Annotated in this window: 30 protein-coding genes; 25 read left to right on the forward strand and 5 right to left on the reverse strand. The window is 63.4% G+C overall.

Annotated elements, in window-relative coordinates; genetic code table 11:
* The first annotated feature begins 5 nt into the window (after positions 1 to 5).
* The 4 genes from nadA to QMK17_RS07265 are packed head-to-tail and all read left to right on the forward strand — an operon-like array spanning position 6 to position 4,009.
* Entirely contained in the window at positions 6 to 1,079 is a 1,074-nt protein-coding gene (nadA, locus tag QMK17_RS07250) for a quinolinate synthase NadA (RefSeq protein WP_283507853.1), read from the forward strand.
* Complete coding sequence (locus QMK17_RS07255) at positions 1,076 to 2,716, forward strand: L-aspartate oxidase (RefSeq protein ID WP_283507855.1); 1,641 nt, start codon at positions 1,076 to 1,078, stop codon at positions 2,714 to 2,716. The genes nadA and QMK17_RS07255 overlap by 4 nt, the downstream gene beginning before the upstream one ends.
* Positions 2,717 to 3,583: a carboxylating nicotinate-nucleotide diphosphorylase gene (gene nadC, locus QMK17_RS07260; RefSeq protein WP_283507856.1), complete on the forward strand. Its 867-nt coding sequence runs from the start codon at positions 2,717 to 2,719 to the stop codon at positions 3,581 to 3,583.
* 45 nt (positions 3,584 to 3,628) lie between these two features.
* Positions 3,629 to 4,009 (forward strand): RNA-binding S4 domain-containing protein, encoded by a 381-nt coding sequence (locus QMK17_RS07265; RefSeq protein ID WP_283507858.1) that lies wholly within the window; start codon positions 3,629 to 3,631, stop codon positions 4,007 to 4,009.
* Positions 4,010 to 4,013: 4 nt separating this feature from the next.
* Here QMK17_RS07265 and QMK17_RS07270 read toward each other — a convergent pair whose 3' ends face one another.
* A complete protein-coding gene (locus tag QMK17_RS07270) occupies positions 4,014 to 5,018 on the reverse strand; it encodes a LysR family transcriptional regulator (RefSeq protein WP_283507860.1) in 1,005 nt (334 codons plus the stop codon).
* 78 nt (positions 5,019 to 5,096) lie between these two features.
* Between QMK17_RS07270 and QMK17_RS07275 the strand changes: the two genes are divergently transcribed.
* On the forward strand, positions 5,097 to 5,507 hold the full coding sequence (locus QMK17_RS07275; RefSeq protein ID WP_283507861.1) for a DUF5997 family protein: 411 nt from the start codon (positions 5,097 to 5,099) through the stop codon (positions 5,505 to 5,507).
* A 16-nt stretch (positions 5,508 to 5,523) separates the two neighbouring features.
* Here QMK17_RS07275 and QMK17_RS07280 read toward each other — a convergent pair whose 3' ends face one another.
* Positions 5,524 to 5,907: a YchJ family protein gene (locus QMK17_RS07280; RefSeq protein WP_283507862.1), complete on the reverse strand. Its 384-nt coding sequence runs from the start codon at positions 5,905 to 5,907 to the stop codon at positions 5,524 to 5,526.
* Complete coding sequence (locus QMK17_RS07285; protein ID WP_283507863.1) at positions 5,904 to 6,044, reverse strand: hypothetical protein; 141 nt, start codon at positions 6,042 to 6,044, stop codon at positions 5,904 to 5,906. The genes QMK17_RS07280 and QMK17_RS07285 overlap by 4 nt, the downstream gene beginning before the upstream one ends.
* A 174-nt stretch (positions 6,045 to 6,218) precedes the next feature.
* Between QMK17_RS07285 and QMK17_RS07290 the strand changes: the two genes are divergently transcribed.
* The 13 genes from QMK17_RS07290 to hisI all read left to right on the forward strand — a co-directional run bounded on the left by QMK17_RS07290 (position 6,219) and on the right by hisI (position 16,428).
* Positions 6,219 to 6,686, forward strand: a complete 468-nt coding sequence (locus tag QMK17_RS07290) for an SRPBCC family protein (protein ID WP_283507864.1) — start codon at positions 6,219 to 6,221, stop codon at positions 6,684 to 6,686.
* A gap of 74 nt (positions 6,687 to 6,760) precedes the next feature.
* Entirely contained in the window at positions 6,761 to 7,822 is a 1,062-nt protein-coding gene (locus QMK17_RS07295; protein WP_283507866.1) for an alpha/beta hydrolase, read from the forward strand.
* A gap of 54 nt (positions 7,823 to 7,876) precedes the next feature.
* The gene (locus QMK17_RS07300; RefSeq protein WP_283507868.1) at positions 7,877 to 8,395 is read left to right on the forward strand and encodes a DinB family protein; all 519 of its coding nucleotides are present in this window, start codon (positions 7,877 to 7,879) and stop codon (positions 8,393 to 8,395) included.
* Positions 8,396 to 8,454: 59 nt separating this feature from the next.
* Positions 8,455 to 9,795, forward strand: a complete 1,341-nt coding sequence (gene hisD / locus QMK17_RS07305; protein ID WP_283507869.1) for a histidinol dehydrogenase — start codon at positions 8,455 to 8,457, stop codon at positions 9,793 to 9,795.
* A complete protein-coding gene (locus QMK17_RS07310) occupies positions 9,792 to 10,952 on the forward strand; it encodes a histidinol-phosphate transaminase (RefSeq protein WP_283507872.1) in 1,161 nt (386 codons plus the stop codon). The genes hisD and QMK17_RS07310 overlap by 4 nt, the downstream gene beginning before the upstream one ends.
* On the forward strand, positions 10,949 to 11,569 hold the full coding sequence (hisB, locus tag QMK17_RS07315) for an imidazoleglycerol-phosphate dehydratase HisB (protein ID WP_283507874.1): 621 nt from the start codon (positions 10,949 to 10,951) through the stop codon (positions 11,567 to 11,569). Before QMK17_RS07310 ends, hisB begins: the two co-directional genes overlap by 4 nt.
* A 46-nt stretch (positions 11,570 to 11,615) precedes the next feature.
* Positions 11,616 to 12,740, forward strand: coding sequence for an MFS transporter (locus QMK17_RS07320; RefSeq protein WP_283508008.1), 1,125 nt, complete (start codon positions 11,616 to 11,618; stop codon positions 12,738 to 12,740).
* Positions 12,737 to 13,366 carry an imidazole glycerol phosphate synthase subunit HisH gene (gene hisH, locus QMK17_RS07325; protein ID WP_283507876.1) on the forward strand — a complete coding sequence of 210 codons (630 nt, stop codon included), beginning with the start codon at positions 12,737 to 12,739 and terminating at the stop codon, positions 13,364 to 13,366. The genes QMK17_RS07320 and hisH overlap by 4 nt, the downstream gene beginning before the upstream one ends.
* 10 nt (positions 13,367 to 13,376) lie before the next feature.
* Positions 13,377 to 13,613 carry a hypothetical protein gene (locus QMK17_RS07330; protein ID WP_283507877.1) on the forward strand — a complete coding sequence of 79 codons (237 nt, stop codon included), beginning with the start codon at positions 13,377 to 13,379 and terminating at the stop codon, positions 13,611 to 13,613.
* A gap of 39 nt (positions 13,614 to 13,652) precedes the next feature.
* On the forward strand, positions 13,653 to 14,387 hold the full coding sequence (gene priA, locus QMK17_RS07335; RefSeq protein ID WP_283507879.1) for a bifunctional 1-(5-phosphoribosyl)-5-((5-phosphoribosylamino)methylideneamino)imidazole-4-carboxamide isomerase/phosphoribosylanthranilate isomerase PriA: 735 nt from the start codon (positions 13,653 to 13,655) through the stop codon (positions 14,385 to 14,387).
* A gap of 10 nt (positions 14,388 to 14,397) precedes the next feature.
* The gene (locus QMK17_RS07340; RefSeq protein WP_283507881.1) at positions 14,398 to 15,228 is read left to right on the forward strand and encodes an inositol monophosphatase family protein; all 831 of its coding nucleotides are present in this window, start codon (positions 14,398 to 14,400) and stop codon (positions 15,226 to 15,228) included.
* On the forward strand, positions 15,225 to 15,998 hold the full coding sequence (gene hisF, locus QMK17_RS07345; protein WP_283507883.1) for an imidazole glycerol phosphate synthase subunit HisF: 774 nt from the start codon (positions 15,225 to 15,227) through the stop codon (positions 15,996 to 15,998). The genes QMK17_RS07340 and hisF overlap by 4 nt, the downstream gene beginning before the upstream one ends.
* Positions 15,999 to 16,089: 91 nt before the next feature.
* Positions 16,090 to 16,428, forward strand: a complete 339-nt coding sequence (gene hisI / locus QMK17_RS07350) for a phosphoribosyl-AMP cyclohydrolase (RefSeq protein WP_283507885.1) — start codon at positions 16,090 to 16,092, stop codon at positions 16,426 to 16,428.
* 31 nt (positions 16,429 to 16,459) lie between these two features.
* Here hisI and QMK17_RS07355 read toward each other — a convergent pair whose 3' ends face one another.
* Positions 16,460 to 16,957: a MarR family winged helix-turn-helix transcriptional regulator gene (locus QMK17_RS07355; RefSeq protein ID WP_283507887.1), complete on the reverse strand. Its 498-nt coding sequence runs from the start codon at positions 16,955 to 16,957 to the stop codon at positions 16,460 to 16,462.
* A 129-nt stretch (positions 16,958 to 17,086) separates the two neighbouring features.
* Positions 17,087 to 17,551, reverse strand: a complete 465-nt coding sequence (locus QMK17_RS07360; RefSeq protein WP_283507888.1) for a peroxiredoxin — start codon at positions 17,549 to 17,551, stop codon at positions 17,087 to 17,089.
* Positions 17,552 to 17,607: 56 nt separating this feature from the next.
* On the opposite strand from QMK17_RS07360, the gene QMK17_RS07365 reads away from it, so the two are divergent.
* The 7 genes from QMK17_RS07365 to QMK17_RS07395 all read left to right on the forward strand — a co-directional run bounded on the left by QMK17_RS07365 (position 17,608) and on the right by QMK17_RS07395 (position 25,091).
* Positions 17,608 to 19,179, forward strand: coding sequence for an anthranilate synthase component I (locus tag QMK17_RS07365; protein WP_283507890.1), 1,572 nt, complete (start codon positions 17,608 to 17,610; stop codon positions 19,177 to 19,179).
* On the forward strand, positions 19,176 to 19,859 hold the full coding sequence (locus QMK17_RS07370; protein WP_283507892.1) for a TIGR02234 family membrane protein: 684 nt from the start codon (positions 19,176 to 19,178) through the stop codon (positions 19,857 to 19,859). The genes QMK17_RS07365 and QMK17_RS07370 overlap by 4 nt, the downstream gene beginning before the upstream one ends.
* 77 nt (positions 19,860 to 19,936) lie before the next feature.
* Positions 19,937 to 20,746 (forward strand): indole-3-glycerol phosphate synthase TrpC, encoded by an 810-nt coding sequence (trpC, locus tag QMK17_RS07375; RefSeq protein WP_283507893.1) that lies wholly within the window; start codon positions 19,937 to 19,939, stop codon positions 20,744 to 20,746.
* Positions 20,747 to 20,822: 76 nt separating this feature from the next.
* The gene (trpB, locus tag QMK17_RS07380; RefSeq protein ID WP_283507894.1) at positions 20,823 to 22,136 is read left to right on the forward strand and encodes a tryptophan synthase subunit beta; all 1,314 of its coding nucleotides are present in this window, start codon (positions 20,823 to 20,825) and stop codon (positions 22,134 to 22,136) included.
* Positions 22,133 to 22,936 carry a tryptophan synthase subunit alpha gene (gene trpA / locus QMK17_RS07385; RefSeq protein ID WP_283507896.1) on the forward strand — a complete coding sequence of 268 codons (804 nt, stop codon included), beginning with the start codon at positions 22,133 to 22,135 and terminating at the stop codon, positions 22,934 to 22,936. The genes trpB and trpA overlap by 4 nt, the downstream gene beginning before the upstream one ends.
* Positions 22,933 to 23,967 (forward strand): prolipoprotein diacylglyceryl transferase, encoded by a 1,035-nt coding sequence (lgt, locus tag QMK17_RS07390; RefSeq protein ID WP_442972705.1) that lies wholly within the window; start codon positions 22,933 to 22,935, stop codon positions 23,965 to 23,967. The genes trpA and lgt overlap by 4 nt, the downstream gene beginning before the upstream one ends.
* 221 nt (positions 23,968 to 24,188) lie before the next feature.
* Positions 24,189 to 25,091, forward strand: a complete 903-nt coding sequence (locus QMK17_RS07395; protein ID WP_283507897.1) for a TM2 domain-containing protein — start codon at positions 24,189 to 24,191, stop codon at positions 25,089 to 25,091.
* Positions 25,092 to 25,229: the final 138 nt, after the last annotated feature.

A 25,229-nucleotide genomic window follows, 5' to 3' on the forward strand; every position in this document is an offset into this window, starting at 1 on the left:
CCGCCATGGCGAACAGTGCAACCCGCCTCGGAACCCAGAGTTCGGCAGTGGTCGACACCGTATGGGCAGGAGCGGCGAACATCGTCGACGGACCGGGAGGATTCGGGGGAGTCGAGCCGACCGAGGAGTGGGCCGCCGAAATCAAGCGTTTGGCGCGCATGCGGGGTGCGACGATTCTTGCGCACAACTACCAGCTGCCTGCGATCCAAGACATCGCCGATCACGTCGGCGATTCGCTCGCGCTCTCACGTCTCGCTGCCGAGGTCCCGGAGGACGAGATCGTCTTCTGCGGCGTTCACTTCATGGCCGAGACAGCCAAGATTCTCAGTCCGTCGAAAACGGTCTTGATTCCGGATCAGCGGGCGGGCTGTTCGCTGGCCGACTCCATCACCGCTGAGCAGCTCCGTGAGTGGAAGGCGGACTATCCGCAGGCGATCGTCGTTTCCTACGTCAACACCACTGCGGAGATCAAAGCTCTCACCGACATCTGCTGCACGTCGTCCAATGCGGTCGAGGTGGTCGAATCGATCGATCCGAGCCGTGAAATTCTCTTCCTGCCCGACCAGTTCCTCGGCGCGCACGTCAAGCGCATCACCGGTCGCGAGAATCTGCACATCTGGGCCGGTGAGTGCCATGTCCACGCCGGCATCAACGGCGACGAGCTTGCCGCCAAATCGCGGTCGCACCCCGACGCCGAACTGTACGTTCACCCTGAATGCGGCTGTGCCACTTCCGCTCTGTACCTCGCAGGCGAAGGCTTCGTCAGCGCGGACAAGGTCAAGATTCTCTCGACCGGCGGAATGCTCGACGCGGCCCGCAAGACCGGCGCCAAGCAGGTCCTGGTGGCCACCGAGATCGGAATGCTTCATCAGCTCCGTCGTGCGGCGCCCGAGGTGGATTTCCAGGCAGTCAACGACCGCGCCTCGTGCGGGTACATGAAGATGATCACGCCCGCAGCATTACTGCGCTGCCTGATCGAGGGCAAGGACGAGGTACACGTGGACCTGGAGACCGCTCACGTTGCCAGCAAGTCCGTCCAGCGCATGATCGAGATCGGCAATCCCGGCGGCGGGGAGTGACGATCCCCTCGGGGGTCAGCGTGGCGTGGGAGGCTTCGGCCGACCTCGTCGTCGTCGGTGGGGGAGTAGCGGGACTGAGTGCCGCTGCGGCAGCACGGCGTGGGGGTCTGCGGGTCCTCACGGTCTCCAAGGGGGGCCCGTTGGACACCGCGACCCAGTATGCGCAGGGCGGTATCGCGGTCCCCGGCACGCGTGACGGTGATTCGGTCGACGCTCACGTGTTCGACACGTGCGAGGCTGGCGGTGGTCTGTGTGTGCCGTCGGCGGTGCGGTCGATCGTTTCGGGAGGTTTGGGCACCGCCGCGACCTTGCAATCGTTGGGTGCATCGTTCGACCGCGACCGGGGCGGTGATCTTGCTCGAACTCGTGAGGGAGGCCACTCGGTGCGGCGCATCATCCACGCCGGGGGAGATGCGACGGGTGCGGAAGTGCAACGTGCCCTCAATATCTCGGTAGGTGCGGTCTCGGTCGGTGCTGAGGCCGGGCATAGCGTTCTGTTCGGTTCCGCTGCCGCGCGGGTTCTCGTGCACCGCGGCGAGGTCGTCGGATTGTTGGTCTCATCCGATCAGGGCTTCGGCGTAGTGCACAGCCCGGTGGTCCTTTTGGCCACGGGCGGTCTCGGTCAGTTGTATTCGTGCAGTACCAACCCGCCAGGGGCGACCGCTGACGGCATCGCGCTCGGTCTCGACGCGGGAGCCGAAATCGCAGATCTCGAGTTCGTTCAGTTTCATCCGACCGTGCTCTTCGCAGCCGGTTCTTCCGGGCGTCGTCCACTGGTGAGCGAGGCGGTGCGCGGCGAGGGAGCGCATTTGGTCGATCAGGATGGACTCCGCATCATGACGGGAGTTCACCCGCTCGGCGACCTCGCTCCACGGGATGTGGTCTCACGTGCGATCGCAGAACGGCTGCACATCACCGGAACCGATCACGTACTTCTCGATGCGCGCTCTATCGACAAGTTCCACAGCCGGTTCCCGACGGTCACTGCGGCGTGCCTCGCGGCGGGGATCGATCCGCGCGAACACCTGATTCCGGTTGCGCCCGCGGCGCATTACTCGTGCGGCGGGATCGTCACCGACGTCTGGGGGCGGACCGGCGTTCCGGGCCTGCTCGCAGCAGGCGAGGTTGCCCGGACAGGACTGCACGGGGCGAACAGATTGGCGTCGAACAGTCTTCTCGAGGGACTCGTCGTGGGAGAACGCGCGGGCGCCGTTGCGGCGGAGCGGTTGGGCGTTCGCAACCGCACCGGCGACGTTCAGCTTCCCGCGGGAACCAGTGTTCCGCGGGAACGGCTGCAGCAGTTGATGACCGAGCATGCTGGTGTGGTGCGCGACGGTTACGGTCTCGACCGAGTCGCCTCGGCGATTCGCGACGAGGCCTCCGTGTCGGGACGCGAAGTCCGTGCGTTGGAGGACTCTGCGCTGACGATCACGGCCTCGGCGCTCGTCAGGGCAGCAATGCAGCGCCGTGAGAGCCGCGGATGCCACACTCGCCGCGACTTTCCTTCCGGAGACGAGGACATGCGCAGAAGTATTCGCACCAGAAAGAATCCCGATGGCGATCTCGAGTCCCGGTTCGAATCGGCGTCGCAGACGGACGCGGGATCGACGCAGACGATGGCAGGAGTGAACGGATAAGTGAACGCACTGACAGCACAGGGACTCGATCCCGAGGAGGTGCGGGCCCTCGTGCGCACCGCGCTCGCCGAGGATCTCAAGTACGGACCCGATGTGACCACCACTGCGACGGTTCCTGCCGACGCAGTCGCGACAGCGTCGGTCGTCACCCGGCAGTTCGGCACGATCGCGGGGGTCGATGTCGGCCTGGTGGTCCTGGACGAGGTGCTCGGCGAAGGTTCGTACGAGGTGACCCACCGAATTGCCGACGGAACATCGGTTCAACCCGGCGATGCGGTCCTGACGGTGACCGCACCGACTCGCGGTCTGTTGACCGCAGAGCGCACGATGCTGAACCTGATGTGCCATCTCTCCGGGATCGCGACTGCGACAGCCGCATGGGTCGCGGAAGTCGCCGATACCGATACCAAGATCCGCGACAGTCGTAAAACGTTGCCGGGCTTGCGGTCCCTGCAGAAGTACGCGGTGCGTGCAGGCGGCGGAGTCAACCACCGGATGGGTCTCGGCGATGCAGCCCTGATCAAGGACAATCACGTGGCTGCAGCCGGTTCGGTCGTCGCGGCGTTGAAAGCGGTGCGCGGCGCGGCACCCGATATCGAGTGCGAGGTCGAGGTCGACAGTCTCGAGCAACTCGACGAGGTGTTGGCCGAGGACGTCGGGTTGGTGCTTCTCGATAATTTTGCGCTTTGGCAGACTCAGATGGCCGTGCAGCGGCGCGGCAAGTTGTCACCGAGTACTCGGCTGGAATCCTCGGGCGGCCTGACACTCGACGTAGCGCACGATTACGCCAAAACCGGCGTCGACTTCCTCGCGGTAGGTGGACTCACGCATTCGGTGACCGTGCTCGACCTCGGCCTCGATATGTGACACCGCGACATGTGACGACGCACGATCTTGTAGGTTGAATGCTCGATGTCCGAAACTCAGAGTGTCCGCCTCGACAGTTGGATCTGGGCGGTACGAATGTTCAAGACTCGCTCTGACGCGGCCGCCGCCTGTCGAGCGGGCCACGTCCGTGTGAACGGAACGCCTGCAAAGGCAGGTCAGCGCATCGGTCCGGACGACGAGATCAGGTTGCGTGTCGATGGTCTGGAGAAGATTGTTGTGGTCACTCGCCTGATCGCGAAGCGTGTCGGGGCCGGCGCCGCTGCGGAGTGCATGATCGACCGAAGCCCACCACCGCCGCCGAAGGAGTTGGCCGCCTCGCAGCCGCGTAGGGACCGCGGTGCAGGCAGGCCGACGAAACGCGAACGTCGAGATCTGGACAAGCTCCGCGGGACCGGTCTCGCCTGAGCTTCTAGCGTTTGGGCTTCCCGCGCGTGGGAGCTTTTCGCTGGGGTTTGCCCGACCGGTCGGGCTGAGCCTTCTTCTTGGCAGCGGCCTTCTTCGAGGCCGTACGCGTGCTGGAGGGCTCGGCGTTTGCGCCGCGGGAACTTCGAACGGACCGACCCCGAACGATTCCGAGAAACTCCTCGACGTTCTCGGTTGTCTTGTCGGCGAGCCACGCCAGTGCGATGTGGGATCCGGCAACTCCGTCGATCGGGCGGTACACCAGGTCTTTGCGCGCATTCAGTCGTGCGATCGACTGCGGTAGAACCGCAATCCCCAAACCTGCCGCTACGTACTCCATCAACTCGCTGCTCGATGTCACCGGCGGCAGAGGCAGCCGCGAGCCGTCGATGATCTCGGTTGCGAGTGCGGCCCATTCCGGCACGGTGTCCGGTTCCTGCAGCAGATGTTCGTCCGCGAGATCCGCGATGTCGATGCGATCGAACGCTGCGACCGCATGGTCCTTGGGTACGACGACCACCGGGACCTCCTCGTACAGGCCGATCACGCTCAGCCCAGTCCGATCGACCGGCAGTCGAACGAACCCGACGTCGATGCTCGCCTCGTGAAGCATGGGGAGTTGCGTGTCGACAGTCGACGGGACGAGTTCGAGCGTGACGCCGGGGAAACGATCGGCCCAGATCCTGGTCCACTTCGTCGGAGTTACCCCCTCGGTGTAACCGACTACCAGCGTCTGGAGCTGAGCTATTTTCAGCGCTGTTTCGTCGCGGAGGCGTTCGTCCTCCTGCTCGACGAGGACGCGTGCGGTCGCGAGAAACTCGGCGCCTTCGGCCGTGAGCTGCGTGGGGGACGCGCCGGGAACGAACAGCGGGTAGCCGAGTTCGGCTTCGAGTTCGATGACCGCTCCACTGAGCTTCGTGCGAGCTATGTTCAAGGTCTTCGCGGCGCGAGCGAAGTGCAGTTCCTCTGCCACGGCGATGTACCAGCGGAGTGTCCGTACCTCGAAGTTCACGTCGTCAACAGTAGGCGACATGAAGGGAGCGGGCGGACAGTGGCATTCGCCGCTGTGGGAGGCAGATAGGCTGTCGGGGTGAGCCCGGAGAAGAATCAACAGCAAATGAAGCCCCTGACCGCGGCGAACAAGCTAGGTATTTACCTGCCTGCCACGCCCGTGGAGTTCCAGTCAGGCACGATTACGCGGTCCGAACTCGATGCTCTACGAGCGGATCCGCCCCAGTGGCTGGCCGATCTGCAGCAAAACGGGCCCTTCCCGAAGGACGTCATCGCGCGCAAGCTCGGCGTTTCCATCGCAGGCCTCACTCGGGCCGAGATGACGGAGGCGTTGACCGGCGAGCAGATCGAGAAGCTGCTGGAAGACAAGCCCGAGTGGCTTGCGAAGGAGCGCCGCACGCAAGAAGAGGTGCGCGCCGAGGCCGAACGCGTCAAGGCTAAGGACGAAGCGCGCCGCGCGGCTACGAACAGGCCGCAGAAACAGCGTTAGTCGGTCCTCGCGAAAGTCACCCTGCGGTGACTCCGTCGACGTAGAGCCACCGACGGTCTTCCTTGACGAAGCGACTGGCTTCGCGAAGGACACCGTTTCCGTCGGGATGCGTGTAGAACGCGCTGAACTCCACTTTTCCGGTCGTATCCATCAACCCGCCCAACTGCGCTGCGTGAATGTCGAGGCGATACCACCTCTGCGTGGGATCGAGCTCGACTGTCCCCGGGGCGGTCGAGGGGTACCAAGTTCTGAGTAGGTAGTCGGCGTCTCCGACGCTGAAAGCGCTGAAACGCGACCGCATGAGGTGCTCGGCGGTGGGCGGCAGGGCATCGCCGCGCAGAAAGGGCTTGCAACAGTTCTCGAACTGTTCCCCCCGCAGACAAGGGCATGCCTTGATCATTCGACTACGACCTCGACGTCATAGGTGCCGAGATCGTGCTCGTCGCGATGCCCCTCGTCCTGGATCCAGGTATTGGCCTCGAGAAGCGTGTCGAACACGCCGAGCGCGGTGACCTCGGACGGGTCCGAAGATTTCATGAGAACTCGATACTTCCGCATCCGGTGAACCTCCTGTTGTCGGTACGTGATGGTGCTGTCAGATCCGGGGTGGCTCGACGAGATGCCACCCAGACGTGCCGATGCATCTGACCATTGAACAACGGAGAACTGTGATTCCCGAATGATTACGAAGATCGTGGGTACTGGGTAGAGATGGATCCGATTAGAACGATCAACAAAGGCAGCCGAGTAGTCGCACGACAGACCGAGGTACACGCCTCGGCGGACGAATTGTTCGCGGTCGTCGCAAATCCGCATCGTCACGGTGAGTTGGATGGCTCGGGCACAGTGAAGGACACGGTGAAGGGTCCACAGCGACTGGAGAAGGGCGCCAAATTCTCGCTCGGTATGAAGCAGTACGGCGTGCCGTACCGAATCACGAGCACGGTGACTGAATTCGTCGACGGCGCAGGCACCAAAGTCATCGAATGGAAGCATCCGATGGGCCATACGTGGCGTTGGGAATTTCAGGAAAGCCAACCGGGTGTGACGACGGTGACCGAGGCGTTCCAGTACGGCACGGCCAAGGCGCCCAAGTTGCTGGAGATTCTCAAAATGCCGCAGCAGAACGCGAAAGGCATCGCGTCGACTCTGGAGAAACTCTCCAAAAAGTACTCGTAACGGATCGAGTTCTTTGTCACATCTCGCCTGAACCGGGTGCTACTCTCGCCGAACTAAGCAGGCCGAGCTAAGTAATGAGACACGCCTCGGAGGACGACTTGGATACAAAACGAGCCATCGCCACTGCAACGGCGGCGCTCTTGTGCGTTCTCACCCCATCTGTGGTGAGTTCGAGCGTGGCGTCGGCGCAGGATTTGCCCGTTTCGTCGGCCGTGTCATCCGATGGGTCGCACATCGTATCGATAGCGCCGCTCGACGACCGGCAGGTGAAGCTGGAGATCTACTCGGCCGCGATGGACAAGAACATTCCGGTTCAGGTCATGACACCTGCCGACGGGTCGGTAGCACGACCCGTTCTGTATCTGCTCAACGGAGCTGGTGGCGGCGAGGACTCCGCATCGTGGCAATCGCAAACCGACTCGATCGAATTCTTCCGTGACAAGAACGCGTTCGTGGTCACGCCGCAGCAGGGCAAGTGGTCGTACTACACGGACTGGGTGAGCGACGATCCGGTGCTGGGCCGCAACAAGTGGCAAACGTTCCTCGGTGAGGAGCTGCCTCCGTTGATCAATGCGCAGTTCGACACCAATGGAACACAGTCGATCGCCGCACTGTCGATGTCGGGAACCTCTGTCCTCAATCTTGCGATCGCATACCCGGGTCTGTACAAGGGCGTGGCTGCGTACAGCGGTTGCGCACAGACCTCCGATCCGCTGGCTCAACAATTCGTCAAGCTCGTCGTCGAGACCTATGGCGGCGGCAACGTCGAGAACATGTGGGGACCCCTCGACGGGCCGGTCTGGCGTCAAAACGACCCGTTGCTCAACGCCGAGAGGCTACGCGGGACCGAGATCTACATGAGCACTGGAACCGGTATACCGGGAATCCCCAATGACACGCCGCTGAACCCTCGTTTCGAAGAGGGTAAGGCACGCCTGTTTCCAGATCAGCTCCTGGTCGGCGGAGGTATCGAGGCCGTGGTGAACTACTGCACCTCGAACATGGCCAAGGAGTTGTATCGCCTCGGCATTCCGGCACAGGTCGATTTCCGGGGAGTCGGCACCCATTCCTGGGGTTACTGGCAGGACGATCTTCACAATTCCTGGCCCATGCTGGCTCGCTCGCTGGGGATTTGATCGCTCGAGAAAGTCGCTCGCGAATTGTTGTCGCGACGCTCTAGTCTTCCGGTCATGGCGATCGTTCCCGACTCGAAGAATTGGACCTGGGTCCTCCAGCAAACCTGCCCCGACTGCAGTTTCGACGCGGCATCGGTCGACTACGACGAGATTCCATCGTTGCTTCGAGCCGATGTCGAGTCGTGGCGGGTTATTCTGGCTCGCCCCGACGCGTCCGTGCGGCCGAACGAGTCGACGTGGTCGCCACTCGAATACGCGGCGCACGTCCGCGACGTGCATCGGATATTCCTGACCAGGCTCGGCCTGGTCCTGTCCGAGGACAACCCGACGTTTGCGAACTGGGATCAGGACGCGACGGCAGTAGTGGAGAAGTACAACTCATCGGACCCTGCCGTGGTGGCCGAGGAACTGGCAGTGGCAGCGGATGCGGCGGCCGACGCATTTGCCGGCGTTCCGGAGTCGCGGAGGCAGCGAGCGGGGCTGCGCAGTGACGGGTCCCGATTCACCGTCGACAGCCTTGCGCGGTACTACGCGCACGACCCTGTTCACCATCTGTGGGACGTGCGGCAGTAGCCCGTTTCGTATCCAACTATCCTGGTGTGACAGCCCCATGCTTCGTCGAAGGGAAAACTATGCCTGCCCGCATCGAGCTCGCGCGCGTTGATCTGCGCGGCCGAACTCCATCCACCGCGGAACTACGCGGTGCGCTGCCGCGAGGTGGAGTGGATGTCGACGCGGTGCTGCATCAGGTTCGACCTGTGGTGGACGCAGTACGCGACCGCGGCGTCGACGCTGCACTCGACTACAGCGAGCAATTCGACGGGGTACGACCCAGTCGCGTTCGAGTTCCCGCCGAGGCACTTACCGAGGCGCTCGAAACACTCGACCCGGCAGTCCGGGAGGCTCTAGAGGTCGCCATTGCGCGCACTCGACTGGTACACGCAGACCAAGTTCGAACGGACACCACCACCGAGGTGGTACCGGGTGGAACCGTCACCGAGCGATGGGTACCCGTCGAGCGCGTCGGGCTGTACGTACCGGGCGGCAACGCCGTATACCCCTCGTCGGTCGTCATGAACGTCGTGCCCGCTCAAACCGCAGGAGTCGGATCGCTCGTCGTCGCGTCGCCGCCGCAGGCCGCTTTCGATGGTCTCCCGCACCCGACGATTCTTGCCGCAGCGCAGCTCCTGGGAGTCGAAGAGGTATGGGCTGTCGGCGGTGGCCAGGGCATCGCCTTGTTGACCTACGGCGGCACCGATACCGATGGCTCCGAACTCGAACCCGTCGATCTCATCACTGGCCCCGGCAATATTTACGTCACTGCAGCCAAGAGGCTGTGCCGTTCACTCATCGGAATCGATTCCGAGGCGGGGCCCACCGAGATCGCCATCCTCGCCGACTCGTCTGCTGACCCCCTCCATGTCGCAGCCGACATGATCAGTCAGGCCGAACACGACGTCATGGCCGCCAGCGTCCTGGTCACCACCAGCACAGAACTTGCCGACGCCGTCGACGTGGCGCTCGACGCTCAATTGAAGTTCACCAAGCACGCCAAGCGAGTCACGACCGCACTGTCCGGTGCGCAATCGGGCACGATTCTGGTCGACGACATCGAGCAGGGACTGGCCGTGGTGAACGCTTACGCGGCCGAACACCTCGAGATCCAGACCGAGAACGCTGCCGAAGTGGCGGCTCGGGTCAGGAGCGCCGGTGCGGTATTCGTGGGCGCATGGGCGCCCGTCAGCCTGGGAGACTACTGCGCGGGGTCCAACCACGTCCTGCCGACAGCGGGCTGTGCCCGCCATTCCTCAGGGTTGAGTGTGCAGACATTTCTGCGGGGGATCCATGTCGTCGACTATTCCGAGTCGGCATTGAAAGATGTTGCACGCCACGTCATCGCACTGGCCAACGCGGAGGATCTTCCGGCCCACGGGGAAGCCGTCCGACTTCGCTTCGAAGGGTTGTCCTCGTGAACGCCCTCGGCGATGACGTGTCGTTGGACGACCTCCCGCTCAGGGACAGCTTGCGCGGAAAATCCGCGTACGGCGCCCCGCAACTGACGGTGCCTGTTCAGCTCAACACCAACGAGAATCCGCATCCTCCGACCAAGGCGCTTGTCGACGACGTCGCCGAGTCGGTGCGGTTGGCTGCAGCGCAGTTGCACCGTTACCCCGATCGTGATGCCATCGAACTTCGAACCGCACTGGCCGAGTATCTGACAGGCCAGACAGGATTCGAGGTCGATGTCTCGAATGTGTGGGCGGCCAACGGCTCCAACGAGATTCTGCAGCAGCTTCTTCAGGCGTTCGGTGGCCCGGGTCGCAGTTCGCTCGGGTTCGTGCCCTCGTACTCGATGCACCCGATAATCTCGTCGGGAACGCAGACGGAATGGGTCGAAGCGATGCGACGCGCGGACTTTTCGCTCGACATCGACTGCGCACTCCTCTCGATCGAGGAACACACTCCCGACGTCGTGTTCGTCACGAGCCCGAACAATCCTACGGGTCACAGCATCCCCACCGACGATCTCCGCCGAATCCTCGACGCTGCCAATGGCATCGTCGTACTGGACGAGGCGTACGCGGAGTTCTCCGCGCTGCCGAGCGCAATCGGACTGATTGCCGAGTATCCGAGCAAGCTTGTCGTCAGCAGGACGATGAGCAAAGCATTCGCGTTCGCCGGCGGTCGGTTGGGCTACCTCGTCGCAGCGCCTGCCGTGGTGGACGCAATGCTGTTGGTGCGCTTGCCCTACCACCTCTCGGTCGTCACCCAGGCTGCCGCGCTTGCGGCGCTGCGTCACGCGTCCGAGACACTCGGAAGTGTCGCTCGGTTGAGCGCCGAGCGCGACCGAGTGATGGCGCGACTGACCGAACTCGGATTCGACGTGATCCCGAGTGACGCCAACTTCGTGCTCTTCGGCCACTTTTCGAACGCACCCGCAACGTGGAAGAGATACCTCGACGACGGTGTGTTGATTCGCGACGTCGGAATCGACGGCTACCTGCGCACGACGATCGGTCTCGAGACGGAAAACGACAGATTCCTCGAGGTCAGCGCATCATTGGTGCGGACCGATCTCGAAACTACGCGAGAACTCGACAACACCGAAGAAGCGGAGTCCACCTCATGACGACGGCACCGAGAATCGCACGCATCGAGCGCGCGACCAAGGAATCGGACATCACAGTCGAGTTGAATCTCGACGGCACCGGACAGGTCGACATCTCGACCGGAGTGCCGTTCTACGACCACATGCTGACGGCCCTCGGCACCCACGCGCAATTCGATCTCACCGTTCGCGCGAAGGGCGATATCGAGATCGACGCGCATCACACGATCGAGGACACCGCGATCGTGTTCGGGCAGGCTCTCGGGCAGGCCCTCGGTGACAAGTCGGGCATCACGCGGTTCGGTGACGCGTTCATTCCGATGGACGAGACGCAGGTCCATGCGTCGGTAGACGTATCAGGGCGTCCGTATTGCGTGCATACAGGAGAGCCGGACTACATGGTGCACTCCATCATCGGCGGGTACCCGGGCGTCCCGTATGCCACCGTCATCAACCGTCACGTGTTCGAGTCCATTGCCATGAATGCCCGTATCGCGTTGCACGTCCGTGTTCTGTACGGACGCGACCAGCACCACATCACCGAGGCCGAGTTCAAGGCGGTCGCGCGGGCGCTTCGCCAGGCAGTCGAATTCGATCCTCGGGTTACCGGGATCCCGTCCACCAAGGGCAGTCTGTGACGTTCGCTTGAGGTCACTGCTGTCCATACGCGGACTTCCCGCGGCGATGGCGATGGGCGCTGCGGCGTTCGGCGGCTGGGGACTTCTGCTTCCTGTCGTGCCGTTGGCTGTCTCCGTCGCCGGCGGATCCGACGCCGTCGCGGGCGCGAGCACCGCGATCTTCATGGCGACGACGGTGCTGACTCAGTTGTTCGTGCCACGGTTGCTGATTCGGTTCGGTCATCGGCTCGTACTTGCGGCCGGGTGCTTGTTCCTCGGCCTACCGGCCGTGCTGTTCCTACTCTCTGTCGATGTTGTTGCGGCGCTGTCTATTTCTGCTGTTCGGGGCATCGGTTTCGGGCTGCTGACAGTCGCGGGCGCAGCCCTGGTGGCCGAATTGGCACCCCCGGAGCAGTTGGGTCGAGCGACGGGAGCGCAGGGCATTGCAGTTGCGCTGGCTCAGATGGTGACGCTCCCGCTAGGGCTCGTGGTGTTCGCCTCGTCGCCCTCGTCGGTGTTCGTGTTGGGTGCCGTTGTACCGATGCTCGGCCTGATAGCCATCGCGTTTCTTCCCAGGACGCGGCCGGTGGCTCCGCCCAAGCGCGCCGCCGCCGACACTCGTTCGGCAGCGCGCCGGTTCGTTGTTCCGTGCCTCGCCGTCGCGGCGGCGTCGGCCTCGTTCGGGGGACTGTCCAGCCTGCTGCCGATCGCGGAGTCCGGCCGTGCATCGATGATCGGTATCGCGTTGTCGGTGATCAGCGGATCGATGCTGGTCGGCCGCTACGGAGCCGGCGCCGTCGCGGATCGATTCGGGATCGGTCGCTCCCTCGCTCCAGCCCTCGTTCTGGTGTCCGCCGGAGTAGTGCTCTTTGCTTTCGCCGTGTCGGGAACCAACGCGGCGTCAGTGTTCTTCGCCGCCGCAATCGCTTTCGGTATCGGGTACGGAGCCACCCAGAACGACAGCTTGGTCATGACGTTCCACGCTGCAGGGCCGGAGCGATACAGTCACGCCAGCGCGGCATGGAACATCGGTTTCGACGCGGGTACCGGCGCAGGTGCAATGGCACTCGGCGTCATTGTCGGGACCGTCGGCTACACCGCGGGTTTCGCAATGGCCGCTGCGGTTGCACTCGTGATGGCGGCGGTGGTCTCGATCACGAGTCGATTCGGTCCGGATAGACTCGCCTTATGAAGTCTGTGGCACTGCTGGATTACGGCTCGGGCAACCTGCATTCCGCCAAGCGAGCGCTCGACCGCGTCGGCGCCGACGTCACCGTCACCTCCGATACCAAACTGGCACTTGCTTCCGACGGTCTGGTCGTCCCAGGGGTCGGCGCGTTCGCCGCGTGTATGGAGGGATTTCGGGCGGTGAAAGGTGAACGAATCATCGGACAGCGTTTGGCAGGCGGACGTCCGGTGTTGGGCATTTGTGTCGGCATGCAGATCATGTTCGACCGAGGCGTCGAATTCGGCGTCGAGGCGGACGGCTGCGGTGAGTGGCCGGGCACCGTCGAACGCCTACAGGCAGACGTGCTCCCTCACATGGGATGGAACACCGTCCGCGCGCCGGAGAAAAGCGTGCTTTTCGACGGTATCGATGCCGACACCCGCTTCTACTTCGTACATTCCTACGCGGCACAGAAGTGGGAAATGGACGTCTCCGACACGCTTCCGCCTCCATTGCTGACCTGGGCCGATCACGGTGGCGACTTCCTCGCCGCCGTCGAGAACGGGCCTCTGTCCGCCACGCAGTTCCACCCGGAGAAGTCCGGTGACGCGGGAGCCGAGCTGCTGAAGAACTGGGTCGACGCGCTGTGAGCGTGTGACGGTGACCGACCGGGAATTCTCGTTCGGTCGTCTCGCTTTGGCTGCACTCGGAAGCGCGACGTTGGTGTTGGCGCTCACCACGGCGGTCGTCGCCCTCGTCCGGCCGGGGCCAGGCATCGGTCTGCTGATCGTGGCGGTAGGAGTCGCTCTCGCGATCACCGTGATGGGTATCGTGTCGACTCGCATGACGCGGCGAGGTCTCGGCGAGGGCAGCGACGGCCCGCACGAGCGACCCTGACCGATCTCCACGTCCGCGGTGCCAGTAGCATAAGTGCACGTGAGCCTGGTCTTATTGCCTGCTGTAGATGTCGCAGGTGGCGAAGCTGTCCGTCTGGTTCAAGGAGAGGCAGGAAGCGAAACGAAGTACGGTTCCCCTCGGGACGCGGCCCTCGCCTGGCAGAATGACGGCGCCGAGTGGGTTCACCTTGTCGACCTCGACGCAGCGTTCGGCCGCGGGTCCAACCGTGAACTCCTCGCGGACGTCGTGGGGGAACTCGATGTGAAGGTCGAACTGTCCGGCGGCGTTCGCGACGACGACGCACTCCGCGCGGCTCTCGCAACAGGTTGTGCGCGTGTCAATCTCGGAACCGCTGCCCTGGAAGACCCCGAGTGGTGCTCGCGCGCTATCGGCGAGTTCGGAGACCGCGTGGCAGTCGGGCTCGATGTGTTGATCGTCGAAGGCCAGCACCGTCTGCGTGGGCGGGGGTGGGTCAGCGACGGCGGAGATCTGTGGGACGTTCTCGAACGGCTGGAGCGTGACGGCTGCTCCCGGTACGTCGTCACCGACGTGACCAAGGACGGAACGTTGACCGGGCCGAACCTTGACCTGTTGCGTCAGATGTGCGGAAAAACGGACAAGCCTGTCATCGCGTCGGGAGGCGTGTCCACCATCGACGATCTGCGAGCAATCGCCGAGCTCGTCGATCTGGGCGTCGAGGGTTCCATCGTCGGCAAGGCCTTGTACGCGGGGCGATTCACCTTGCCCGATGCGCTCGCGGCAGTGTCCGGATAGTCGCGGAGATATGACCCTGGCTGAAGATCCACAACGGTTGGTCGAGATCGCCGCTCGGCTGCTCGATGACACCGGCGACCGATTCGTCGCAGGTGTCGGCGCCCCGAGCGCAGTGCAGAAGGGCCCCGACGACTTCGCGACGGCGGTGGACCTCGAACTGGAGAAGAGACTCACCGCCGAGTTGTTCGAGCTGACCGGAATTCCGGTGCACGGCGAAGAATTCGGCGGGCCCGACCTACATGATGGTGCTCTATGGGTGCTGGATCCGATCGACGGCACCTTCAACTATTCGGCCGGATTACCTTCTGCCGGAACACTGTTGGCGTTGCTGGACGACGGGGTCCCAGTGGCCGGCCTGACGTGGTTGCCGCTGGTGAATCAGCGGTTCACCGCTGCCGTCGGCGGCCCTGTGTATCTCAACGGTGACGCCGTTCCTGCTCTTACCGATCGGGAGCTTTCCGATTCGATGATCGGCTTCGGCGCGTTCAACATCGAGAGCAAGGGCCGTACCCCCGGTGTGTACCGGCTACGGATACTCGAAGAATTGTCACGGGTGTCTTCTCGTCTGCGTATGCACGGTGCAACCGGTATCGACTTGGCTTATACCGCGAGTGGAGTGCTGGGTGGATGCGTCGTGTTCGGCCATCGTGCGTGGGACAACGCGGCCGGGGCTCTGCTGGTGCAATCGGCGGGCGGTGTCGTCACCGATCTTGCCGGAGAGCCGTGGACCATCGACTCCGGATCGGTTCTTGCGGCCTCGCCGAGAGCGCACGAGCAATTGCTTTCCGTGATCACCGATCTGGGTGACCCCGCAGACTTTCTGGAAGGACGAGTTCGATGACGGTCGCTGTGCGAGTGATTCCGTGTCTCGACGTCGACGCCGGGCGAGTAGTGAAGGGCGTCAACTTCGAAAACCTGCGTGATGCGGGCGACCCCGTTGCCCTCGCCGCGTTGTACGACGCTCAGGGCGCAGACGAATTGACGTTCCTCGACGTGACGGCATCGACATCGGATCGGGGAACGATGCTCGACGTCGTGAGCCGTACCGCCGAGCAGGTCTTCATTCCGTTGACGGTGGGCGGCGGTGTCAGAACCGTCGAGGACGTCGATCGGCTACTCCGCGCCGGCGCGGACAAGGTCAGTGTCAACACCGCTGCCATCGCGCGGCCGGAGCTGCTGCGCGAGATGAGTGAGCGGTTCGGTTCGCAGTGCATCGTCCTGTCCGTGGACGCCAGGACTGTCCCGGACGGTCAAAAGGACACGGTGTCGGGCTGGGAAGTCACCACGCACGGCGGTAAACGTGGCACGGGTATCGACGCAGTCGAGTGGGCCAGGCGCGGAGCAGAGCTGGGCGTCGGCGAGATTCTGCTGAACTCGATGGATGCCGACGGCACCAAGGCCGGTTTCGATCTGCCGATGATCGCCGCAGTCCGGGCTGCAGTGCATGTTCCGGTCATCGCGAGCGGCGGGGCGGGTGCCGTCGAGCACTTTCCGCCAGCGGTTGCCGCAGGCGCCGATGCGGTCCTGGCAGCTAGTGTCTTCCACTTCGGTGATCTGAGTATTGCGCAGGTCAAGGATGCGATGCGCGCTGACGGCATCATCGTGCGCTGACGGGGCCCACCGTGTTTCCCGCCAGCAATCCGTATTTCACCGCCAGCAATCTGCGTCGACGGTGTCGGTGCGAGGAAGGTATAACGGACACATGAGTCTCGATCCGGCGATCGCTGCCCGCCTCAAGCGCAACGAGGCAGGCCTTTTCAGTGCTGTCGCGCAGGAACGGAGTTCCGGCGACGTCCTCATGGTCGCGTGGATGGACGATGAGGCCCTGGCGCGAACGTTGGAGACGCGCAAGGGAACCTATTACTCGCGGTCGCGTCAGGCGTACTGGGTGAAAGGTGAAACATCCGGTCACACCCAGTACGTGCACGAAGTTCGGCTCGACTGTGACGGCGACACCGTCCTGCTCGTCGTCGATCAGGAAGGCGCGGCCTGCCACACCGGGAGCCATACGTGCTTCGACTCCGACGTACTTCTCGGCTGAACCGATCCTCGATCGGTGTGGGCACCTTGATTCAAGCTTTGCCTGTGCCCTCGGCGATGCCCTTGTCCAGTTGAGTCAGAATGGCGGCGCTGAGTTCACCCAGTTGTTCGACCTGGTCCTGGTTCAGACCTTCGAACACGAGGCTCTGCACGGTGGCAACATGGTCGGGTGCAGCTCCGAGGACGATGTCCATCCCGGCGTCGGTGAGTACGGCATACGACCCACGACTTCCGGTGATGCTTTCGCGCCGGACCCAGCCCGCTTTTTCGAGCTTGGTAACGACGTGAGAAAGCCTCGACAGGGACGCGTTGGCGAATTTCGCCAGATCACGCAACTGGATACGACGGTTCTCGTCCTCGGACAACACCGAGAGCACGAAATAGTCGAAGTGCGTCAGCGCGGAGTCTCGCTGTAGCTGTGTGTCCAGCGCAGCAGGCAGACGAGTGACGATGGCGACGAACGACCGCCATGCCGCTTGCTGGCCGTCGTTCAGCCAGCGAGGTTCGGAATCGGTCGAGGACTCGTCCATCTCGGCGGAGCCTTCCTTTCGAGCACACGTGATGTTGGGCCAACCAACCGTGATGACCCATCACAGTTGGTTGTAGTCACCACAGTGTTTCACTCGCACGATGGTTCACACGCACCGCAACGGCGAGTGTCAGGCCTTCGACCGGCCGCGGAGAAACTCCAAAGCGTGATCGGCGTGCGCTTCGAAGCGGAACTCACTGCTGAATACGTCGAGGATCGTCCGATCGGTGTCGATCACGAAGGTGGACCGCTTGACCGGGGACAGCTTGCCCAGAAGTCCGCGCTTGACACCGAACTGGGCTGCGACGGTGCCGCTCTCGTCCGAGAGGAGTGGATAGTCGAAAGACTTCACGTCGGCGAATTCGGCCTGCTTGGCGACCGCGTCGGTACTGATTCCTGCGCGTGACGCCCCTGCTGCGCTGAACTCCGAAGCTAGATCTCGGAAGTGGCAGGCTTCGGCGGTGCACCCCGGGGTGAGGGCGCCGGGGTAGAAAAACAGAACCAACGGTCCATCGGCGAGCAGGCTGTCCAAGGAACGCGGGGTTCCGGTCTGGTCGGGGAGAGTGAAGTTGGGGACGCTGGCACCTTGTTTCATGCCAGCGAGGCTACCGCGCGGTAAGAGTCGGGGGCAGCGCCTGGGATGATGGGCGCATGCATGGCGAGATCACCACACTGCCCGGTGCACAGAAGAGCGTCGACCCCGAGTCGACAACGACCCGTGAAGTCTTTCGGGCGTTGGCCGCCGAACATCGTGTAGTTCCGGTTGTTCGCAAGGTCCTCGCGGACTCGGAAACACCGTTGTCGGCCTACCGAAAGCTCGGCGGCAATCGTCCGGGGACATTCCTGCTCGAGTCCGCGGAGAACGGTCGCTCATGGTCGCGATGGTCTTTCATCGGCGCCGGAACTCCGGCGGTTCTGACGACGGTGGACGGCGAGGCAGCGTGGCGTGGCAACGTTCCTGCAGGCGTGCCGTCCGGCGGCGATCCGTTGGAGGTTCTCGGCCGAACGTTGGAGTTGCTCCGTTCGGAACGGCTGCCTGGTCTGCCCCCGCTGACGGGCGGAATGGTGGGCTACCTGGGATACGACGCGGTTCGGCGTATCGAGAAGTTGCCGGAGCACGCCCAGGACGATCTCGGTGTCCCGGAAATGGTCATGATGCTTGCGACCGATCTGGCTGCCGTCGATCACCATGAGGGTGCGATCACGCTCATCGCCAACGCGGTGAATTGGGACGGTACCGACGATCGCGTCGACGAGGCATACGACGACGCTGTGCGCAGACTCGACCGAATGTGCGCCGACCTGGCGAAGCCTGCGTCGTCGACGGTGTCCACCGTAGCCAAGCCGAAGCCCGACTTTCGTCGCCAGCGCACCTCTGAGGGATTCGGTCGCGACGTCGAAAAACTAGTCGGAGAGATCGAGGCAGGCGAAGCCTTCCAGGTCGTGTTGTCCCAGCGGTTCGAGATGAACACCGGCGCAGAGCCACTCGACGTTTACCGCATGCTGCGCGCGTCCAACCCCAGCCCATACATGTACCTGATGCACGTCCCCGGCGCGGATGACGAGACTGCCTTCTCGATCGTCGGTTCGAGCCCCGAGGCGCTCGTGACGGTAGTCGACGGTGTAGCGACGACCCATCCGATCGCAGGCACGCGGTGGCGCGGAAAGTCCGAGGAGGAGGACGTTCTTCTCGAGAAGGATCTCCTGGCCGACGAGAAAGAGAATGCCGAACACCTGATGCTGGTGGATCTCGGCCGCAACGATCTCGGTCGGGTCTGCACACCGGGCACGATTCGCGTCAGCGACTATCGGCACATCGAGCGCTACAGCCACGTCATGCACCTCGTGTCGACGGTCACCGGGCGCCTCGCGGAAGGCAAGCACGCGCTCGACGCCGTCAAAGCCTGCTTTCCTGCGGGAACACTGTCGGGCGCTCCCAAAGTCCGTGCGATGGAATTGATAGACGAGCTGGAGCCGACGAGGCGCGGTGTGTACGGCGGAATCGTCGGGTACCTCGACTTTGCGGGAGATGCCGACACGGCGATTGCAATCCGGACGGCGCTGATGAAGGACGGCACGGCCTATGTTCAGGCGGGGGCAGGCGTCGTCGCCGATTCGGTTGCCGAATATGAGGATACCGAGGCGCGAAACAAGGCCATGGCGGTTCTCTCCGCGGTGGCAGCCGCGGAAACTTTGAGGGCCGTGGACGGTGAAACCCGGTGACGAGCACCGAACCCGGCGCGCAGCCCGCGCGCCGATCGCGCGCGTCGGCGATTGCTGTCGCCTTCTTGCTGATCGGGGCGGTGTGTTTGTGGGGTAGTTCACGGATGACGTGGGTTCACGTCGTCTCGTCCGACGGCCTCGGCGAACAACGGTCGACAGACCTGCTCGGCAGCACGTGGGCTGCTGCGGGAACTCCATTGGCCCTGGCTCTGGTGGCTGCTGTTGCAGCATCGTTCGCGGTTCGTGGTTGGGCATCGCGCGTAGTGGCAATTCTTGTCGCGCTCGTTGCCGTCGCTGCAGCGATACCAGCGCTGGACGCGCTGGTGGGGGACGTCTCGGTCGTCAAAGCTGCAGACCTGTCCGACCTACCGGGCAGGGCCGAGGTCGTGTCGACGCAGGCGTTTGCGCTGCCCGCGGCACTGGCGGTGGTCGGCGCTCTTCTCGCGTTGGCTGCAGCCGTCGTGTTGGTACGGAAACCAACCACCCGGAAGGTACTGTCTTCCAAGTACGACGCTCCAGCAGCGCGACGTGACGAAACGGCGCGACGCGCGAAGACGGCAACGGAGCGGGCCGAGGCAAACGGGGAGGGGGACGACTTGACCGAGAGAATGCTGTGGGACGCACTCGATGCCGGGGAGGACCCGACAGATGTGTCCGGCACCCGAAAATCAGAAGACTGAAAGCCCCTACTACGCTAGGGGAGACCTCGATGAGTTTTGTCACATCAGGTCACCGATGGGAAAGGACTCGGGTCACCATGACTGTTCTCGATTCGATTCTGGACGGAGTGCGAGCCGACGTCGCCGCGCGCGAATCGGTGGTCGACTTCGCTTCCGTGAAAGCAGCCGCCGCGAAGGCATCCGCTCCGCTGAACGCAACCGCAGCGCTGCATGAAGACGGTATCGGTGTCATCGCCGAGGTCAAGCGTGCAAGCCCGTCGAAGGGCGCACTCGCCGAGATCGGTGATCCAGCAACTTTGGCTCAGGCATATGAGGCCGGCGGCGCCAGAATCATCAGCGTGCTCACCGAAGAGCGCCGGTTCAACGGCTCGCTGGCAGACCTGGACGCGGTGCGGCGAGCAGTGTCGATCCCGGTCTTGCGCAAGGACTTCATCGTCGGCCCTTATCAAATCCACGAAGCTCGCGCGCACGGTGCGGATATGATTTTACTCATCGTCGCTGCGTTGGAACAGCACGCTCTTGCGTCGCTTCTCGACAGGACGGAATCGCTCGGCATGACCGCTTTGGTGGAGGTGCACACCGAAGCCGAAGCCGATCGTGCTCTCGAAGCAGGTGCAACCGTCATCGGGATCAATGCACGCAACCTCAAGACTCTCGAGATCGATCGAGACAGTTTTGGGCGCATCGCGCCCGGACTGCCGAGTGAAGTTATTCGTGTAGCCGAGTCGGGCGTACGAGGCACTGCGGATTTGCTCGCCTACGCAGGCGCTGGCGCCGATGCCGTTCTCGTCGGTGAAGGACTTGTCACCAGTGGCGACCCGCGCACTGCGGTGTCGGACCTGGTGACCGCGGGCACGCACCCTTCGTGCCCGAAACCCGCCCGCTGAGACGACACCCTCCGCAGGCTGTGCAAAGCAGCGCCCCGATCGTCGAGGTCGAGGGCTGTTGGGGCAGACTGGTCGGGTGAGCAGCGACCTATCGAGCCCCAGTTTCAAAGGCGGCGATCTACCTCAGTCGAGCCTGGGGTTGACCGACCGTAGTAAGCACGATCCTGACGTCGGTGGCCATTTCGGTGTCTATGGTGGACGATTCGTTCCCGAGGCATTGATGGGAGTGATCGAGGAGGTCACCTCCGCTTACGACAAGGTACGAAGCGACAACGAGTTCCTGTCCGAACTCGATCGGTTGCAGCGTGACTACACCGGACGCCCTTCACCCGTCTTCGAAGCCACCAGGCTCTCCGAACACGCCGGTGGCGCTCGAATTCTTCTCAAGCGAGAAGACTTGAATCACACGGGCTCTCACAAGATCAACAACGTCCTCGGTCAGGTGCTGCTCGCCAAGCGCATGGGCAAGACGCGCATCATCGCCGAGACCGGCGCGGGTCAGCACGGTGTCGCCACCGCGACCGCGTGCGCACTGCTCGGACTCGAATGCGTCGTCTACATGGGCGAGGTCGATACCGTACGTCAGGCACTGAACGTGGCGCGCATGCGCTTGCTCGGATCGTCCGTCGTTGCTGTCACGTCCGGGTCGCGCACACTGAAGGACGCGATCAATGAGGCACTGCGGGACTGGGTAGCTCATGCGGACGACACGTATTACTGCTTCGGTACCGTGGCCGGACCACACCCGTTCCCGGCGATGGTCCGCGACTTTCAGCGCATCATCGGTCTCGAAGCGCGCCAGCAGGTTCTGGCCTCGACCGGCCGTCTGCCCGACGCGATTGCCGCATGTGTCGGCGGAGGGTCCAACGCAATCGGCATATTTCATGCGTTCATCGATGATCCGTCGGTTCGACTCGTGGGATTCGAAGCGGCAGGAGACGGCGTCGAAACAGGACGGCACGCGGCCACCATCAGTGGCGGATCGCCGGGAGCGCTGCACGGAACGTACTCGTACCTGCTGCAGGACGAAGACGGTCAGACCATCGAATCTCATTCCATCTCTGCAGGTTTGGATTACCCGGGTGTCGGACCCGAGCATTCGTACCTTCATGACATCGGGCGGGCCGAGTACCGCGGCATCACCGATACGGAAGCGATGAACGCGTTTCGCTTGCTGTGTCGGACCGAGGGGATCATTCCGGCCATCGAGTCCGCACATGCAATTGCTGGTTCGCTGAAGCTGGGTCAGGAACTGGGCAAGGACGCGATCGTGCTGGTCAATCTCTCCGGTCGCGGTGACAAAGATGTCGACACCGCCGCCGAGTGGTTCGGCCTCGTGGACGGCGACGGGGATGCACACGTGGACGGCGAGAAGGGTGAACCGGCATGACCGCACAGAAGTCCAGGCTTGCATCGACTTTCGAGGCATGCCGTGCCGAGAACCGCGCAGCGCTCGTCGGTTATCTACCGGCAGGTTTTCCGACGGTCGAAAAGTCGATCGAGGTGTTCGAGACAATGGTGAAGTCCGGCTGCGACATCGTCGAGGTCGGAATTCCCTACTCCGATCCCGTCATGGACGGCCCGACCATCCAGGCCGCTGCCGATACCGCACTGCGCGCGGGCGCGAAAGTGCGCGACGTCTTCACTGTGGTGGAAAGGGTGTCGGCGGCCGGCGGTAAGGCAGTCGTGATGACGTATTGGAACCTTGTGTTGCGCTACGGGGTCGACAAGTTCGCGCGTGACCTGGCGAGCGCGGGCGGTCTCGGAATCATCACCCCGGATCTGATTCCGGACGAGGCTGGCGAGTGGATTGCGGCGTCCGATGCACACGACCTCGATCGCATTTTTCTTGTCGCACCCTCCTCGACCGAGGAAAGAATAGCCAGCACGCTCGCGGCGAGCCGCGGATTCGTTTACGCCGCATCGACCATGGGCGTGACCGGTGCACGCGACGCGGTGTCCTCGATGGCCCCTGCGTTGACCGCGCGGATCCGCACACACTCCGATATTCCTGTCGGTGTCGGTCTCGGTGTCAGATCCGGCGCGCAAGCAGCTGAAATCGCGCAGTACGCCGACGCGGTCATCGTCGGTTCGGCGCTGGTGACCGCAGCCGGCAACGGTATCGCGGCCGTCGCCGAGCTCACCGACGAACTCGCCGAGGGCGTCCGGTCGGCTAACGTGGCGTCGTGATCCCTGACTTCTCGTCATCGACTGCTGTCTCGTCATCGACTGCGGTTCTCGCCTATATCCCGAGTCCGCCGCAAGGAGTCTGGTTTCTCGGACCGCTTGCTCTCCGTGCGTACGCCTTGTTCATCATCATCGGGATCATCACCGCCATCGTGTGGGGCGATCGTCGGTGGGTTGCGCGCGGCGGCACCAAGGGCACAGTTCTCGACGTGGCCGTCTGGGCGGTTCCGTTCGGTTTGCTCGGCGGTCGGCTCTACCACGTCGCCACCGACTGGTCCACGTACTTCGGTCCCGGTGGAGACCCTGTCCGCGCGTTGAAGGTATGGGAAGGCGGCCTCGGCATTTGGGGCGCAGTACTCCTCGGCGGTGTGGGTGCGTGGATCGCGTGTCGGCGACGCGGTATTCCGCTCCCCGCTTTCGGTGATGCGGTAGGTCCACCGATTCTCCTGGCGCAGGCGATCGGCCGAATCGGCAATTACTTCAACCAAGAGTTGTACGGCAGGGAAACCACCGAGCCGTGGGGTCTCGAAATCTTCGAGCGCGTCAACGACGCCGGCCGCGTGGACCCGCTGACCGGGGTGTCGACGGGGGTTCTCGAGAAGATTGTTCACCCGACCTTCCTCTACGAACTCCTCTGGAGTCTCGCGGTCGTCGTGGTGCTCGTTCTCGTGGACCGACGGTTCATGATCGGACACGGTCGATTGTTCGCCCTCTACGTGGCAGGTTACTGTGCTGGACGTTTCTGGGTGGAGTTGCTTCGCGACGACTACGCCACCCATATCGCCGGGATACGCGTCAACACCTTCACCTCTGCCATCGTGTTCGTGCTCGCGGTCCTGTATTTCGTTCTGGCGAAGAAGGGGCGCGAGGATCCAGCATCCCTCGTTTCCGACGGCGACAGCGTCGACGGTCACCCTGTTGCGCAGAACTCGGAGTCCAGTGAAGTGGCCGGCAAAGCCGGTACCGACGACAAGACCGTCAGCGGGGGAGCCGACTCCGTCGCGTCGACCGAGAACGACACCGAGCGTGGTTGATCGCTACGGCCCGGCGTCACAAGCCCGCGTTGTCGAAGTAACCGGATGTGTCGGCGCTGCTCCGAACCTCGGCGTTCGTCGGCAGCGTGGAGGATGGACATGGACGTACACTGCGAATCTGACAAACCGAAACTGACAAGCCGTAACTGACAAAGGCAAATGACAAGGCTGATCCCAGCTGACGTCGCTCATGTCCGCCCGACCATTTCGAGGAGCGCACGGTGACCGAGCCAGAGAAGAATCCCGGCGACAGTTCAGACCCCACCAACGCTGATTCGCCCCCGGAGTTCTCGTCGCCCTTCGATTATGACGCGACCGCTGAGGCGTCCTTGTCAGAGCCGCCTGCGACTTCGGAGACAGGCCCGGTCACAGGTGCGACGGGCTCAGGATCCGGTTCCGGGCCTGGCTGGGACGTTCACTCCGGGATCGGTAACGGTCCTGGTTGGGGCGAGTCTCCGAGTTACCCACCACCCACCGCAGGTTTCGGGCAGCCGACGGCAGGGGAGTCGTCGGCTGGAGAGTCGTCGACCATCAGCTTCGACAAATCACCGGGCCTTCCGGAATCTGGGGGAGTCGGCTCGGCGCCCGGTTACGGTGCAGGCCCTACTTATGGGGCAGGCCCTGTCTACGGCCCACCAGATGCCAACTATCCCCAGTCCGGACCATACGACCAATCGAACCAGGGGTACCCCTACCCCGGCAATGCCGGGCAACCGGATAGTCAGGGACAGCCGGGCAACCCCCAAGGCTACCCACCGCCCGGGTATCAGTCCGGTGGACCGCAAGGGGGGTACGGGCCACCGCCGGGATATCCGCCGCAGCCGTTCTACGGCGGCTACCAGGGCGGACCGTACGGCGTGGATCCGATGGCGCCGTACGGGAGGCATCCGATTACGGGCGAGCCGTTGTCGGACAAGTCCAAGCTGACGGGCGGGTTGCTGGGAATTCTGCTCGGTGCATTCGGTGCTGGGCGTTTCTACCTCAATCAGCCGGGCATCGCAGTCGCGCAGATCGCCGTGACCTGGCTGACGTGCGGGATCGGCGGGATCTGGCCGCTGATCGACGGCATCATGATGCTCACCGGGAGCGTTCGCGACGAGCACGGCCGGCCCTTGCGGGACTGATGAATCGATCGAAAACGATGTGTCGGGAATCCCACGATTGTCCTGCTTGTCAAGGCCTGCGGTAGGCTCCCACCATTCGGTCGATGATCGAATTCCTTCGCGGGCCAGAGTTGTCCCGGTAAACCCGTTCAGTGAAAC

The sequence above is a fragment of the Rhodococcus sp. G-MC3 genome (assembly GCF_030063335.1).
GTDB lineage: Bacteria > Actinomycetota > Actinomycetes > Mycobacteriales > Mycobacteriaceae > Rhodococcoides.